This is a genomic window from Pseudomonas sp. TH08, from assembly GCF_016651275.1.
Classification (GTDB): Bacteria; Pseudomonadota; Gammaproteobacteria; order Pseudomonadales; family Pseudomonadaceae; genus Aquipseudomonas.
The window spans coordinates 1,877,803-1,891,553 of record NZ_JAEKEE010000001.1 but is presented as its reverse complement, the minus strand read 5'-3'; the positions used below and the strand labels follow the sequence as shown (position 1 = coordinate 1,891,553).

Genomic DNA, 13,751 nt, shown 5'->3' with positions numbered 1-13,751 from the left:
ATCAGACAAGCTGTTTCATTGGCCGCCTGGACTCACCCAGAATAAAAGCGCGCTGCTCTTTATCACCTTCGATACAAAGCCTGTGTTCCGAACCAAACTCATCGATTACTGCAAACTCAAATGTATCTTCGCCTTTCCGCTCCGCTAGCAGATCAGCGGAAATATATTTAACAAGCGTCAATTGTCCGGGCACATTGTTGATCGGCACGGTCATGATGCCGAGGGGACTGCGCAGGGTTGCTTTCAGTCCATAAATAGGCGCCATGTAGCCGTAAAAGCTTCTGCGCCCGTCGAGGGTGCCAAGAATTAATCCGGAAGCATAGAACTGTACTGCATCTTCGGAATCATAAGGATCAAGTTTTACCTCACTGCTGTACCAGTCAAGCAGGTGAATCTGCCTGCCCTCTGCGTGTAGCCCAATGTGATAAGTGTGAACCCAGTCGTATTGCGCTCTCTGCCGCTTGCTACCATATTCTTTGAATGTAAAGCTATTCAGCGAATATTCTTTCGGCGGAATTGCTTCCAGGGTAACACTGCTGTCAAAGCCAATGCCGTTACTTCGCAATAACACACCGTCCATGAGAATTTCGGCGGCCACTTCCATGATTCCTGGCTTGGTGGCCGAAACCCAAAACTGGAAAATCTGCACCGGATCAGAGTCGTCACTTATACGGTTGTGCGTGGCACGTGGAACTTCGGTAACCCGCGGTGCACCACCAGACATTTCGTGAGCATATCGATTTTCCTGCTGCGATACGCTCCAGTTCCCCTCCAGAGGCCGCGCGCCGTTATAGGCGATCAACCGCAGTGATTGCAGTGCGGGATGCCCATACAGCGATGCGCCGTTGCCATTGGTATCAGTTCCGTGCAGAAGTACCAACACCCGCACCTGCATACGCCCATTGGCATAAAGCACTTTATGCTGGCCTGACCTTGTGGAGTCGACCTTTACCTCGATACGAGTAATACCACGTGGTTCATCAAACATTTTACAATACCTTGCTGATTAATAGATTTCGCCCTCTAAGGAGCCAGCAAACTATTGACGATCGATTTAAATAAAAACAGCCGCGAAATCAGACAAATTATGAGGAAGTAATATTTTAACACCCCCACCAACAACTCACACAAACGCTAATACATCCAAAAATCGCGAATCAGATCAAGCACATTTCAACCACGCTCTTCCTGCCCCCTTTTATTCCAGCACTGAATAATCTCTCTCCCCTCCTGATCTCAACCGCACAGAATCAAAAGGGGAGCCACCGAGCAGCTTATTCTTGTCAGGGTATATTAGAAAAACAAAGGAGCCGTTACTTCCACCAACATTCAGTCACTGTCTGAACCTGTAGAGAACCCGCTCTCTGAGGACTCACTATCGGAGTCAGATTCTAAAAATGCCTCCTCCGTCTGAATTTCCACCTTTCGATCCATACTGGAATCTTCGAGATACCGACTAATCCGTTGCCTTGACGCGTCACTCAGCGGATTATTCAACAACCCAACGAACAGATCCTGTGTATCCGGAATCTCGAACAGTTCATTTCCAACGTCGGAAATATTATTATCATGTAACGCCACAACCCTAAGTTCCCTGAGCGCATCTATGCCTGAAGGAACGCTGGAAAGACTTGCGTTGCTAAGCATCAATCGGGTCAGACCTGCCATATGACCTATATGTGGAGCGACCGCCAGAGGGTTGTTTGCCAGATTCATCACGGTGAGCGCTTCGATTCTGGACAATCCCTCAGCTGTAGCTTCCGATAGTTTCAGCGAACACCTATTCAGTGTAAGTTCGCTTAACTGGCGCATTTGAAATATTCCTGACGGGAACTCCTCCATTTTTATGCCTACGACACCCAAAAATTGAATATTGGGAAAGCTGTCAAGAAAAGCGCCTATCCGTGCGCCCGGTTTATTTGCGGTCAATGTTAACTCTGTTACATACTCAAATCTGGCGGACAGCCTTGGTAACTCACCCGAAAACTCCACATAGCAAGAAAAATAATAGTCTCCCTCCCCCACTTCGAAACCGGTTTGCGCTGCCAGATATCCTGCAGCTTTGCGCTGAACTGCTCGCGAGCCTGGCGTCGTCCAGCAAGTGTCGGCGCGCCCTCTGGTTCCGACGCCTGCGAATGAGGTGATGCCCCTTCGGCAGTCCATATCGCCAATTCATCACACAACGTTACAAGCTCTGTTTCCAGGCGAAATAAAACGCCTGATGGATCACCCTTCAAACGCTCGTTGGTAAACGCCATCACCTCCTCATCCGAAAGCTGCGGATATAGATCTCGGACACGGTCTGCGACGGACTTGGTTGATGCCGGTTGGTTGTCGCCACCACCTCGCAACTGCCCCGCTTGCCGGTATCGAGCGGTAGCAGGATCGATGGTCACCGGAATCGGTGCGAGTCCCAGCAATTCGCTCACGGACTGGTGCGGCGGTAACGCCTGTGTACGGATCAACTTCTGTAGCGCCGCACCACCGCCCTCTGTCACACCCAGCAACTGACGATGACCAGGCAACAACAGAAACCAGATGGTTGAATAAAGATCCTTCGATCCCTGAGCATATTGAGCGTCGCTGCTTTGGATGGCGTAGCGATCATCCTGACGTATCAGCAGGTGACGAATCAGCGACCGGGCATCGCCGATAGCGCCCACAACATCACCGTCCGCCCCGCCCTGACGAATCTCGATGCGAACCTTTTGCGGCCACCCCGCCAGACGCCCGATCATCTGCAACGCCAGTCGGTCACTGTCCAGGCTGGATACTGAATCAAGATATATGCCTTCACAGGCTCTTGCGATACGGATATTGCGCAGCGCCAGCAGCGCTTCTTCTGCCATTCGCCGTGGCATTCCCGATTTGTTGTGCATGTGCAGACGATCGGCGGCGCTGGCATCGCGCCACAACGCCTGAGCCAATGTCTTGGGAAGGTCAGGAAAAATTCGCCGCATCTGCAGCGTATTTTCATCACAGTCGAGCTCGAACGCGCGCTCATGATCCTGAAAGAGCACGGCACGGTCCCGATGGGCGTGGCGTCCGACAAGATCGCCTTCGCGCAAATGCAGCAGGGCCTGCAGTTGCGGATCGATCTGGACGTGCATCAACGGATCGGGATGATGCATTTGTGTGATGAGCGTCTGGATTTTCTGATCGAGGCTGAAGCGCCTGACCGTGTCATGCAATAAGGCGAAGGACCGAGAGTCAATGTGGGAGTCGCGCGCCAACACTTCATCCATCCCACTTACCGCCAGGATGCGTGCAATCGTGACATCGAAAAAGCCGTCCACTGGGTTTCCCATGCGGTGAAACAGTTCCGCAGTTCGCCCCCGTAGCGAACTGCGTCTTGCCAGGTGATTACGCGAATCGCTGCTGTCCAGCGGGAGCCAGAACCTGCCCTCGCGGTCCGGTTTCAATAGTGGGCCGGAAGGGTTGAGCTCACTGGCCAGTGCGGCGCGAAAAAGGCCGCTTTCGATATCCAGTGCCACTCGCACGCAATGGACATCGTCGACAGCCACATACTGGCGCTGCTTGAATATCCGGATACCCTGCGCATCGGCCTCGCCGAGGCTTTGGGTTGTGGGTATCCAGTAATCTGCCAGCGAGGGCATCGCAGCAAACACCGCAAACTCGTCGATCATGGACAACATCGGACTCACAGTCACACTGGCCGTCTGCGTCGCTGCGATCGGGTCTGATGGCCGGCTGGAAGGTGGCGAGGGTTCCAAGTGATGCGATAGAGGTAGATGCGGCATTGATGGTACGGAGGAAGGTGGCCGATGTATGCCATCGGTGCTGGAGTCTGGAGTTTTGTTTGGAGCGGGAACAGGTTTGACCTTTGGCGGTTTGCCAGCCATGAATACTCATCCTTGAGGTACAGCTGCGTTGGGCCCTCGTAACCGAGGAGCCAACGCCAGACATAGGTAAATGCACTTTTAACGCGAATACCGGGTGATTGAACATCAGAGCTTATGGGCAGGCGCAGTACCAGACAGAATATATATCTACTACACCCACCAATTTTTCATTAACAAAAGCCGGAATCAGCCTCGCTCAAGATATAAATTGCGCTCATAGAAATTCAAGCGAATCGCCAGTCTATGCTCCGTACCGTGCTGATCAATCGCACGAAAGTGAAACACTCCGCCGCGCTTGGTCGCGGGCGCAAGTGAGGAGTATTCGGACAGGGCTTGCACGAAGGTAAGTTCTCCGTCGCGGTCATTGACCCTTACCGAGTAAAACTTATCGTCTGCTGTAATGGCGTCAGGCAAAATAAATGCAATCCCCCTCCATTAAATGGCAAGCTCACGCCCAAAACACTACGTTCGGGGGGACAAACGTGACACGCACATAATTGGTTTTTGATTCGTTAAGTTTGTTACCGCTTGCAATAACATGGTCATCACCAACGCCAACTCCATCAGCCACCCAATCGACCAGTTTGATCTGCTGCCCCTGTGGATACAGCCCCAGATAATAATTCCAGATACGATTACCGGGTTCCTCATTGCCGCGTCGGGTCTGATACCAGCGGAACTGTTCAATGGCGTACGCCGGAGGCGTTTGCGCTTCGATCGTCACGCTACTGTCATGGACGCTGGAAAGCGTATTGCCGTTGCTGAGAACCCTCACCCCGTTGAGCGTCAAGCGTGCGCCGATCTGGGTTGTTCCGGCAACAGACGAGGAGACCCAGAAGGTGCGTACCTGAGGATGGACGCTGTCATCTTCTACATCTGCGTCGTCAACGCCTGTGGCGGGGAATGAAGTTTGCGCCTCAAGGGTAAAACGCCCCTGTTCGGTGCTCGCGGCCCAGCCGTCGCGCAAGGTTTTTCCCGTGTTGTAATGAATAAGCTCGATGCTGTCCATTATATCCGCCGGTAGGTGAATACCATCGCCACTGGTATCAACTCCAGAAACCAGAACTTGCACTTTCACCTGCATGCGACCATTACCGTACAGCGACTTGCTGCGCGAGCTATCACTGGCATCAAACTTGACTTTGAAACTGGCGAGGCCTTCGAGGACAGGCGAAATGATTGGCTGATCGACTGTTGCGTCCGTGCTTACACTCATGATGCATTCCTTTGTTGAGATTTATTTGAAGATCGCCACTGAACAATCTATCAACAAAAGAAATAACACGACTTTCAAACAAGCCGCAAAGCGAAAAATGTAAGAAACATACACTTGCAAGTCACCAACGACTTACAAGACATGTTACTCACCAAACAAATACCTGACCACAACAGATATTAATGTTCATCGTTGTAAACGAACTTGGGCATTTCCCAGTGGAAGCGGATCGCCAGCAGGCGCAGCAGAAAGCCGCCGAACAGGGTGATGAGGATGGCTTGTTCGCTCGGCACGTTCAGATACAGGCAGAGCATGTAGCACCATGCCGCGGCAAACGACACGCTGGCGTACAGTTCGCGCCTGAAGATCAGCGGGATGTCGTTGCAGAAGATGTCGCGCAAGATGCCACCGAAGACCCCAGTGATCACACCGCTGACCGAGGCCACCAGCATGCCGTGGCCCATTTCCAGGGCGGTCATGCAGCCAATCAGGGTAAACGCCACCAGACCGACGGCGTCGAGCACCAGAAACAGCGAGCGCAGGTGGCGCATCCAGCGGGCAGTGAACACTGTGAACATCGCGGCTACCGAGGTCAGCACCAGGTATTCCGGGTGTTTGACCCAGGTTAATGGGTAGTGCCCAAGCAACACATCACGAACCGAACCGCCGCCCAACGCCGTGACGCAGGCGATCAGCACCACGCCAAACCAGTCCATGCCGCGACGGCCGGCAGATAAGGCGCCAGTCATGGCTTCGGCGGTGATGGCGATCAGATAGAGCATCAGCAACATGGTGGCGATCCAGACAGGAAGGCGCGCAGTCTAGCCATTTCGGTCACGCGATCCAATGTAGGAGCTATCGAAGGCTGGGATCTTTTGACTTTGATTTTAAAAACCAGATCAAAAGATCGTCCGATCGCGGCCCGGGCCTTCGGCAGCTCCTACAAAGATCAAATCAGAACTTGATGAAGTGCTTGCGGTAGTGCTGCAGCTCGGCGATCGATTCGCGGATGTCGTCCAGCGCCAGGTGCGTGCTGCCCTTCTTGAAGCTGTCGCGCACGTCCGGCGCCCAGCGGGCAGCCAGTTCCTTGAGCGTCGAGACGTCGAGGTTGCGGTAATGGAAGTAGCTTTCCAGCGACTTCATGTGGGTATAAAGAAAGCGGCGATCCTGGCAGATGCTGTTGCCGCAGATCGGCGACTTGCCCTTCGGTACCCATTTTTCCAGGAAAGCGATGGTTTCGGCTTCGGCTTCGGCCATGCTGATGCGGCTGTCGCGCACGCGCTGGGTCAGGCCGGAGTTGCCGTGGGTGCGGGTGTTCCACTCGTCCATGCGCGCGAGCACTTCGTCGCTGTGGTGGATGGCGATCACCGGGCCTTCGGCCAAGGTGTTGAGGTCACTGTCGGTGACGATGGTGGCCATTTCGATGATGACGTCGTTATCCGGATCAAGACCGGTCATTTCGAGGTCGATCCAGATCAAGTTCTGCGGGTTTTGCATATTTCGGCTCCTGGGCAATGCTGCGCAGTTTAGCCTAGGCCGGTGCCCGGGCGTGCTAAACTCGCGGCCGTTTTACCTAATCGCAGCATTCTTCAGACGGAACACCCATGGCCAAACGCCAACTCAATCGTCGTCAAAACTGGCGCATCGAAAAGATTCAGGGCGAACGCGCTGCCCGCGCCGCCAAACGCGAGTCCTCGGCGGTCGAAGCCCTTGAGGGCGGCGACCTGGGCCCGGAACAGCATGGCCTGGTGATCGCCCACTTCGGTGTGCAGGTCGAGGTCGAGGCCAAAGACGGCGAGCTCGCCGGCCAGGTGTTCCGTTGTCACTTGCGCGCCAACCTGCCTGCGCTGGTGACCGGCGATCAGGTGGTCTGGCGTGCCGGCAATCAGGGCATTGGTGTGATCGTCGCGCAATTGCCGCGCATCACCGAACTCTGCCGCCCGGACAGCCGTGGCCAGCTGAAACCGGTCGCGGCCAACGTCGACATGATCGTCATCGTCTTCGCCCCGCTGCCCGAGCCGCATGCCAACCTGATCGACCGCTACCTCGTAGCCGCCGAACACGCCGGCATCCGTCCGCTGTTGCTGCTGAACAAGTACGACCTGATCGACGAGCAGAACGCCCCGGCGCTCAACGCCTTGCTGGCCGTTTACCGCACGCTGGGTTACCCGGTGCTGGAAGTGTCGGCGCATCACGGCAATGGCATGGAACAACTGCAACAGCAGCTCGACGGGCGCATCAGCGTGTTCGTCGGCCAGTCCGGTGTCGGCAAGTCCTCGCTGGTCAACAGCTTGCTGCCTGAGGTTGAAACCCGCGTCGGGCCGCTGTCCGAGCTGTCCGGCCAAGGCACGCACACAACCACCACCGCACGGCTGTTCCACTTCCCGGGCGGCGGCGAGCTGATCGACTCCCCGGGTATTCGTGAATTCGGTCTCGGCCACGTCAGCCGCGCCGACGTCGAGGCCGGCTTCATCGAGTTCAACGACCTGCTCGGCACCTGCCGCTTCCGCGACTGCAAGCATGATCGCGAACCGGGCTGTGCACTGCTCAAGGCCCTGGAAGATGGCCGCGTGCAGCAGCAGCGGATGAACAGCTATCGCTCGATCATCGCCAGCTTGCCGGAAAACGGCTATTAAATAGCCCGACCCGCAGCGCCCTCCGCGGCGCTGCGGGTATTCGGATCCTGCCTAACAAAAGACCGCCCCCTTAAAAATCAGACCTTTCTGAAGTCCTTTCGTATGCCTGGTCCGCTGCAAACGCGTCAGGACCAGACCGTTCCTTACACTTTCAAATGCGTCTCCCGATTCAGTCAGCGGGCAACTTAGGGGCCTGCCTTGCGATGGTTTTCTCGTGCGACTTGACGCGCCGCTCCAGCTTACGGATATCCTCTTCGGCGAGTAATTCTTCCGGTTTGATTCCTCGCTGATCCAACACATCGCGGACACTCAGGTTATTTTGCACATGCTCTCTGGCTATTTCCGACTCACCCTGCAAGTCAACCTGAAGCACATTGTGATTGGTCATCTCAGTGGCCAGGTTTTTGGCAGCGATCGTCAAGGTTGGCAGAAAATCTGCCAGCGGCCGACTCTTGATAATGCCATAGCGGTCTTTCATTGCTTGGGTGGTTTTCCCACCAAAGAGTGCAGCATCTCCTCGCGAACGGATACGAGCGAATCCCTCATCGTCCACTCCTCGCTCATATATGTTCTGCGAAAGCTCCTTTTCTGATTCCTGTAGACGATCACGGGCATCAAAGCGCGCTTGCAGGCGCATCCGATCCTCAACCAACTCCTGTTTGCGTGTTTGCAACGCAAAGTAGCTTTGGGCAAAGGCGATGGGCTGTTTACGCGGATCTCCATTCTGGGCAATCAGATAGCAGGCAAAACGGGTGAGCATGAAATCATCGACAGGACGCTGCCCACCTTTGCCTACCTCGATCAATTTCGTGACGCCACGAAAATGATCCGATGCATCTGCGCCGCTGGTTTTACAGGATGCTACCGCACGTTGGACGACAGTTAAAAAGTTTTCCCAGCGGACGTAACCCAACGGCTCCTGCAGCTCTCGGGCAAACCAGAACTCAATACCCTCTCCGGGCACGCGCTGAACCAATTCGTCGAATTGCTGCTGCAGAATGGACACAGTTTGATTTCCCACAGTGACAACTCCCTGTTAGCCGGTTGCGCTAAAAATAAGGGAGACATTATCAATGACCTCATAGCCGGAGGTGTGTCCGGCTGTCATACAGGTACAAAAAAGCCGCGATCATCGCGGCTTTTTCACCTCCACACGCCCTACTTCGGCTCAGGCGTCTTAAACGCATAAAGGTGCTGTTGCACAATCCCGCCCGGCAACTCTTTGCCAAACACGCCATAACGCACCGGCCATTCTTTCGGCGGCAGCTTGAAGGTGCCGAACAGCATGTCCACCAGCGGTGTGTGGATCGCGTAGTTCTTGTAGATGTAGTCTTTGTGCCGGGCGTGGTGCCAATGGTGGTAGCGCGGCAGGACGATCAGGTAATTCAGCCAGCCGCCGTTGATCCGCACGTTGGCGTGCGCCAGCACGGCCTGGATGCCGACCAGGATCACATAGGCATTCAACGCCTGCGGCGCGAAGCCCAGCAGCATCAGCGGCACCAGCACGCCGGTGCGGGTCAGGAGGATTTCGATGAAATGCACGCGTGATCCGGCGAGCCAGTCCATGTGCGTGCTGGAGTGATGCACGGCATGGATGCGCCACAGAAATGGCACAACATGGTAGAGCCGATGCAACCAGTACTGGCCCAGATCCGCCACCAGTATCGCCAGCAGGAACTGCACCACCAACGGCAGGCTTTGTACGCTGGCCTGCAAGCCCGGCGACACTGCCCAACCGGCGATGTAACCCGACGAGGCGGTGATGAAAATCAGGATGAACTGCACCAGCATATGGCTGACGAAAAAGTAGGTCAGGTCGGTACGCCAGTGCGGGCGCAGGATGTTCTGCTCGGGGTCTTTGGAATACAGCTTTTCCAGCGGAATAAACACGATGGCCGAGATCAGCAGCGCCAGCACAAACCAGTCCAGACCGAGCGAGTAAGGGGTCTGCCCGATCTCGCTGACCTGCACATTGGTGCCGCCGAGAACCACTGCCAGCCCTGACGCAACCAGGCCGGTGATGCCCAGGCGTTTACGTTTGTTGAGCAGGATGTTCAGGGTGCCGAGGCTGAACGACAGCACCAGTCCGAGCAACAGGGTGGTGCGCGCGAATTGCTCGTCGTAGACCTTGCGCAGCTCGGCCGTGGTCAACCATTCGGGGAACAAAAAGCAGAACACCGCCAGCAGGCTCAACAGCCCGAGCGTGGCCGAGATATAGCCACTGACCCGACCCTCGCCGAATATGAAGGGGGCGTTGCCGTGCCGCTGAAAATAGGCTTTGAGTCTTTCCATAACTGATCTTCCGTGATTGCGAATACTGCGACTGGTCAATGCGACGCAGGCAGGCACAAAAAAGCCACGGTAACCGTGGCTTTTTATGGGTCACTGTTTCGGCGCGGGGGCCGGTGCAGTAGCCGGTGGCGCTGTCGGCGTGGGCGCCGCACCTCCCGGCCCGGCCGGTTTGGGTGCAGCGTCGTCGAACAGATTCAACCGTTCGCGCAACTCATGCGCCGGCACCGGTTGCTGATCCGCCGGCAAGGCGTTCGGATCGACCGGCGTCGCCGGAGCGGCACCGTCCTGACCCTGATCAGCCGGTTTGGCCGGATCTGCACCTTGCGAACCTTCGATCGCTGCCTGAGCCTTTTTGGTCAGCACGACGATGTCGATACGGCGGTTGACCGGGTTGAACGGGTTTTCCTTGTCGAACAGCGCCGACGAGGCGTAACCGACGACCCGCGCCACTTGCGCATCCGGATAGCTACCGGCGACCAAGGCACGGCGAGCGGCGTTGGCACGGTTGGCCGACAGCTCCCAGTTGCCGAAATCGCCCGTGCCGGTGTACGGCTTGGCGTCAGTGTGGCCACTGATGCTGATCTTGTTCGGCACCGCTTTGATGGTGTCGGCCATGGCCAGCAGGATGTCTTCGAAATACGGTTTCAGACGCGCAGAACCCGAGTCGAACATCGGCCGGTTCTCGGCGTCCATGATCTGGATGCGCAAGCCGTTCGGCGTGATCTCGAAGAGGATCTGGTCCTTGAATTTCTGCAGTTGCGGGTTCTCGTCGACCTTGTTCTGCAGTTCTTGCAGAAGCAGTTCCAGACGTTCTTTCTCGACCTGCTCGGCCATGCCTTCGACCTGCTCGGTGTCGACCGTGACCTTGTCCGGTTGCGGCTGGGATTTCACCTCGGGGTTGAGGGTGTTTTCCGGCGCCAGCGTCGGCGTACCGCCGAGATCAATGATGTACGGCGTGCCGCTTTCGGAGAAGCCGACCGGGTCTTTGAAGTAACCGGCGATGGCGATCTTCTGTTCCGGTGTTGCGGTGGACAGCAGCCACAACACCAGGAAGAACGCCATCATCGCCGTGGCGAAGTCGGCGAAGGCGATTTTCCACGCCCCGCCGTGATGCCCGCCGGCTATGCGCTTGACGCGCTTGATGATAATCGGCTGATTATTTTCCATGGCTTAACGACCGCGAACGGCTTGTTCCAGCTCGGCAAAGCTTGGACGGTGGGCCGGGTACAGAACCTTGCGACCGAACTCCACCGCCAGCGATGGCGGCATGCCGGAGGCCGAAGCCACCAGAGAGGCCTTGATGGCTTCGTAAACGTTCAGCTCTTCCTTGGCATCGTGAGCCAGGGAATGCGCCAACGGGCCGAAGAAACCGTACGCCGCGAGAATACCGAAGAAGGTACCTACAAGTGCCGCACCTACGTGCAGACCGATGGACTTCTGATCGCCTTCACCCAGCGAGGCCATGGTCACCACGATACCGAGTACCGCCGCGACGATACCGAAACCCGGCATGGCGTCGGCGATGCCGTTCACTGCGTGGGACGGATGCTCGAGGTCTTCTTTGAGGCTGTAGAGCTCCATGTCGAACAGGCCTTCCAGCTCGTGCGGAGCCATGTTGCCGGAGGACATGATGCGCAGGTAGTCGCAGATGAACGCGGTCATGCGCTCGTCTTTAAGAACTGCCGGGTACTTGGCGAAGATCGGGCTCGCGGCGGCGTCTTCAATGTCGCCTTCGATGGCCATCATGCCTTCGCGGCGGCTCTTGTTGAGGATCTCGTAGATCAGCCCGAGCACTTCCAGATAGAACGTGTGGCTGAAACGCGAACTGAACATGCTCAGGGATTTCTTGAGCACGTGCATCGTCATGTAGCCGGGGTTGGCCTGGAGGAATGCACCCAGTGCCGCACCACCGATGATCATCACCTCGAAAGGCTGGATCAGGGCGGCAATCTTGCCGTGGGAGAGCACGTATCCGCCGAGCACGCTCGCGAATACGACGATGATGCCGATAATTTTAGCCATAGGTAGGAAAGTACTTACTGAGTCGGGTTCAAGGTCATATTCGGAAGTTAAAAAATCTCTTCTTCTACTTATCGGCAAAACTGCGCCAGACTATAGCCAGTTCAGGCGAAAAGCCAATTTAGCCCATGCCGGGCGCGTCTACAGTCAGTGAAGATCTCGTCCAGACATGGCTAATGAAACGAACGTCCCACACGTAAAACCGACCACACTCGATGGCTGGGTCAAGTTGTTCGATGGCGTCCGACTGCCCGTACCGCAAGAGGCTCACGATAAAGTTTGCCGGGCAATTCGTGACAATCGCAGCTCGATCCGCGACATCGCTGACTTGATGCAGGACAGCCCGGCGCTGGCCTTGAGCATCATCCGTGAGGCCAATCGTCACACCCAGGGCAACATGGGCACGCCGGCGGAAAACCTCGAAGTCGCGATCAACCGCCTCGGCCTCGCCCGCACCGAAGAATTGCTCGCGCGCCTGCCGGCCCAACCGCAGATGCAAATCCCCAAAGCCCTGCGCCAACTGCAAATGATCAGCCAGCACGCCACTCAACAGGCCAACGGTTTTTTTGCCAGCCGCCTCGCGCGGCTGTGGCAGGACATTCATTGGGGCAGCCTGCTGTTTCTCTCGCCGCTGTGGCCGCTGGCGCTGACCTATCCACAGCTGCTTGAAGAGTGGGAGCTGCGGGTTATCCACAAGGGCGAATCGGCGCGGACCGTCGAGAAGCAATTGTTTGGTGTACGTCTGCTGAGAATCGCCGATGCATTGGTGCAGGTCTGGCATCTGCCGATCTGGGTGCAGCAAGGCTATAAATTGCTCCTCAGCGAGCAGCGCGAATTGGTCAAAGTGCTGCGCATCGCCCGCGACAGCGAACATCCGCTGCGCCAGCAAAACCGTCTCGACGATGATCCGACCCTGCGCCGCTGGCTCAATCAACCGGCCAACACCGTGTTGCTGGCCAACGGTCTGGCGCTGTCGGCACAACAAGCGTGGGACAGTCCGCACAGCGAGCGTTGGCAGTACCTGACCAGCCTTTATCTACAGATTTCCATGGATGAGGTGCAGCAACAGTTGCACCAGCAAGCCGCCAACAGTGCGCGTCAGCATGCGATGCCCGACTTGTGGCACCCGGCCGTTTCATTGTTGTGGCCGTGGGGCACCCTTCGTTTGCCGGCAGGCATGTTGCCGGCGGCGGCACCGAACGCTGAAGATCTGACCCAGTGGCGCCGGCAATGCGCCGAATTGCTGGCCGAGCCGAGCCGTTTCACCAACGCGATGAGCCTGACCGTCGCCGCCCGCGATGCGCTGGTCGCCAGCGGCATGCGCCGGGTGATGATCCTGATGGCCGATCGCACCCAGTCCAATTTGCGCGTGCATCAAACCGTCGGCCTGCCGAAAGACGCTGCGGCGCTGAATTTTGTGGTCAGCCAGAGCAAAGTCCTGCAACGGCTGCTCGCGCAGCAGGCGCAGGTACGGATCAACCCCGAGAACAACGCGCAATTCTCCGCACTGCTGCCACCGAGCCTGCGCACGCTGTTCCGTGGCGAACACTTGTTCCTGCGTTCACTGGTCAACAATGGCCGGGTGATCATGATTGTGGTCGCCGATCAGGGCGGCGGGCCGTTTGCCGATATCACCGTGCAAGCCTTCGGCAAAACTGCGCAGTGCATCGAAAAAGCCCTGCACAGCTTTAGCAGCCGTGGCCGATGAGGCTGCGCTACAATCCC

12 protein-coding genes are annotated in these 13,751 nt (G+C 56.7%); 2 read left to right on the top strand and 10 right to left on the bottom strand.

What is annotated here, in order from left to right; all coding sequences use genetic code 11:
* Position 1: 1 nt before the first annotated feature.
* The 6 genes from JFT91_RS08705 to orn form a co-directional block, all read right to left on the bottom strand.
* The gene (locus JFT91_RS08705) at positions 2 to 988 is read right to left on the bottom strand and encodes a hypothetical protein (protein ID WP_201232116.1); all 987 of its coding nucleotides are present in this window, start codon (positions 986 to 988) and stop codon (positions 2 to 4) included.
* A 341-nt stretch (positions 989 to 1,329) separates the two neighbouring features.
* Positions 1,330 to 1,929: a leucine-rich repeat domain-containing protein gene (locus tag JFT91_RS08700; protein ID WP_201232115.1), complete on the bottom strand. Its 600-nt coding sequence runs from the start codon at positions 1,927 to 1,929 to the stop codon at positions 1,330 to 1,332.
* 11 nt (positions 1,930 to 1,940) lie between these two features.
* Positions 1,941 to 3,647 (bottom strand): DUF6543 domain-containing protein, encoded by a 1,707-nt coding sequence (locus tag JFT91_RS08695; RefSeq protein ID WP_201232114.1) that lies wholly within the window; start codon positions 3,645 to 3,647, stop codon positions 1,941 to 1,943.
* Positions 3,648 to 4,311: 664 nt separating this feature from the next.
* Positions 4,312 to 5,079, bottom strand: coding sequence for a hypothetical protein (locus JFT91_RS08690; protein WP_201232113.1), 768 nt, complete (start codon positions 5,077 to 5,079; stop codon positions 4,312 to 4,314).
* A 179-nt stretch (positions 5,080 to 5,258) separates the two neighbouring features.
* Positions 5,259 to 5,870, bottom strand: a complete 612-nt coding sequence (locus tag JFT91_RS08685) for a trimeric intracellular cation channel family protein (RefSeq protein WP_038360340.1) — start codon at positions 5,868 to 5,870, stop codon at positions 5,259 to 5,261.
* A 163-nt stretch (positions 5,871 to 6,033) separates the two neighbouring features.
* Positions 6,034 to 6,576, bottom strand: coding sequence for an oligoribonuclease (orn, locus tag JFT91_RS08680; RefSeq protein WP_201232112.1), 543 nt, complete (start codon positions 6,574 to 6,576; stop codon positions 6,034 to 6,036).
* A gap of 107 nt (positions 6,577 to 6,683) precedes the next feature.
* Here orn and rsgA point away from each other — a divergent pair, with 107 nt between their 5' ends.
* A complete protein-coding gene (gene rsgA / locus JFT91_RS08675) occupies positions 6,684 to 7,715 on the top strand; it encodes a small ribosomal subunit biogenesis GTPase RsgA (protein ID WP_201230259.1) in 1,032 nt (343 codons plus the stop codon).
* Between the two features lie 169 nt (positions 7,716 to 7,884).
* Here rsgA and dinD read toward each other — a convergent pair whose 3' ends face one another.
* From dinD to motA, 4 genes are all read right to left on the bottom strand, one after another.
* Positions 7,885 to 8,721, bottom strand: coding sequence for a DNA damage-inducible protein D (gene dinD, locus JFT91_RS08670; protein ID WP_347340303.1), 837 nt, complete (start codon positions 8,719 to 8,721; stop codon positions 7,885 to 7,887).
* A 152-nt stretch (positions 8,722 to 8,873) separates the two neighbouring features.
* Positions 8,874 to 10,007 (bottom strand): sterol desaturase family protein, encoded by a 1,134-nt coding sequence (locus tag JFT91_RS08665; RefSeq protein WP_201200113.1) that lies wholly within the window; start codon positions 10,005 to 10,007, stop codon positions 8,874 to 8,876.
* Positions 10,008 to 10,097: 90 nt separating this feature from the next.
* On the bottom strand, positions 10,098 to 11,174 hold the full coding sequence (gene motB / locus JFT91_RS08660; protein WP_201230248.1) for a flagellar motor protein MotB: 1,077 nt from the start codon (positions 11,172 to 11,174) through the stop codon (positions 10,098 to 10,100).
* A 3-nt stretch (positions 11,175 to 11,177) separates the two neighbouring features.
* Positions 11,178 to 12,029 (bottom strand): flagellar motor stator protein MotA, encoded by an 852-nt coding sequence (gene motA, locus JFT91_RS08655; protein ID WP_007952169.1) that lies wholly within the window; start codon positions 12,027 to 12,029, stop codon positions 11,178 to 11,180.
* Positions 12,030 to 12,195: 166 nt separating this feature from the next.
* Between motA and JFT91_RS08650 the strand changes: the two genes are divergently transcribed.
* Positions 12,196 to 13,734 (top strand): HDOD domain-containing protein, encoded by a 1,539-nt coding sequence (locus JFT91_RS08650; RefSeq protein ID WP_201232110.1) that lies wholly within the window; start codon positions 12,196 to 12,198, stop codon positions 13,732 to 13,734.
* Positions 13,735 to 13,751 lie beyond the last annotated feature (17 nt).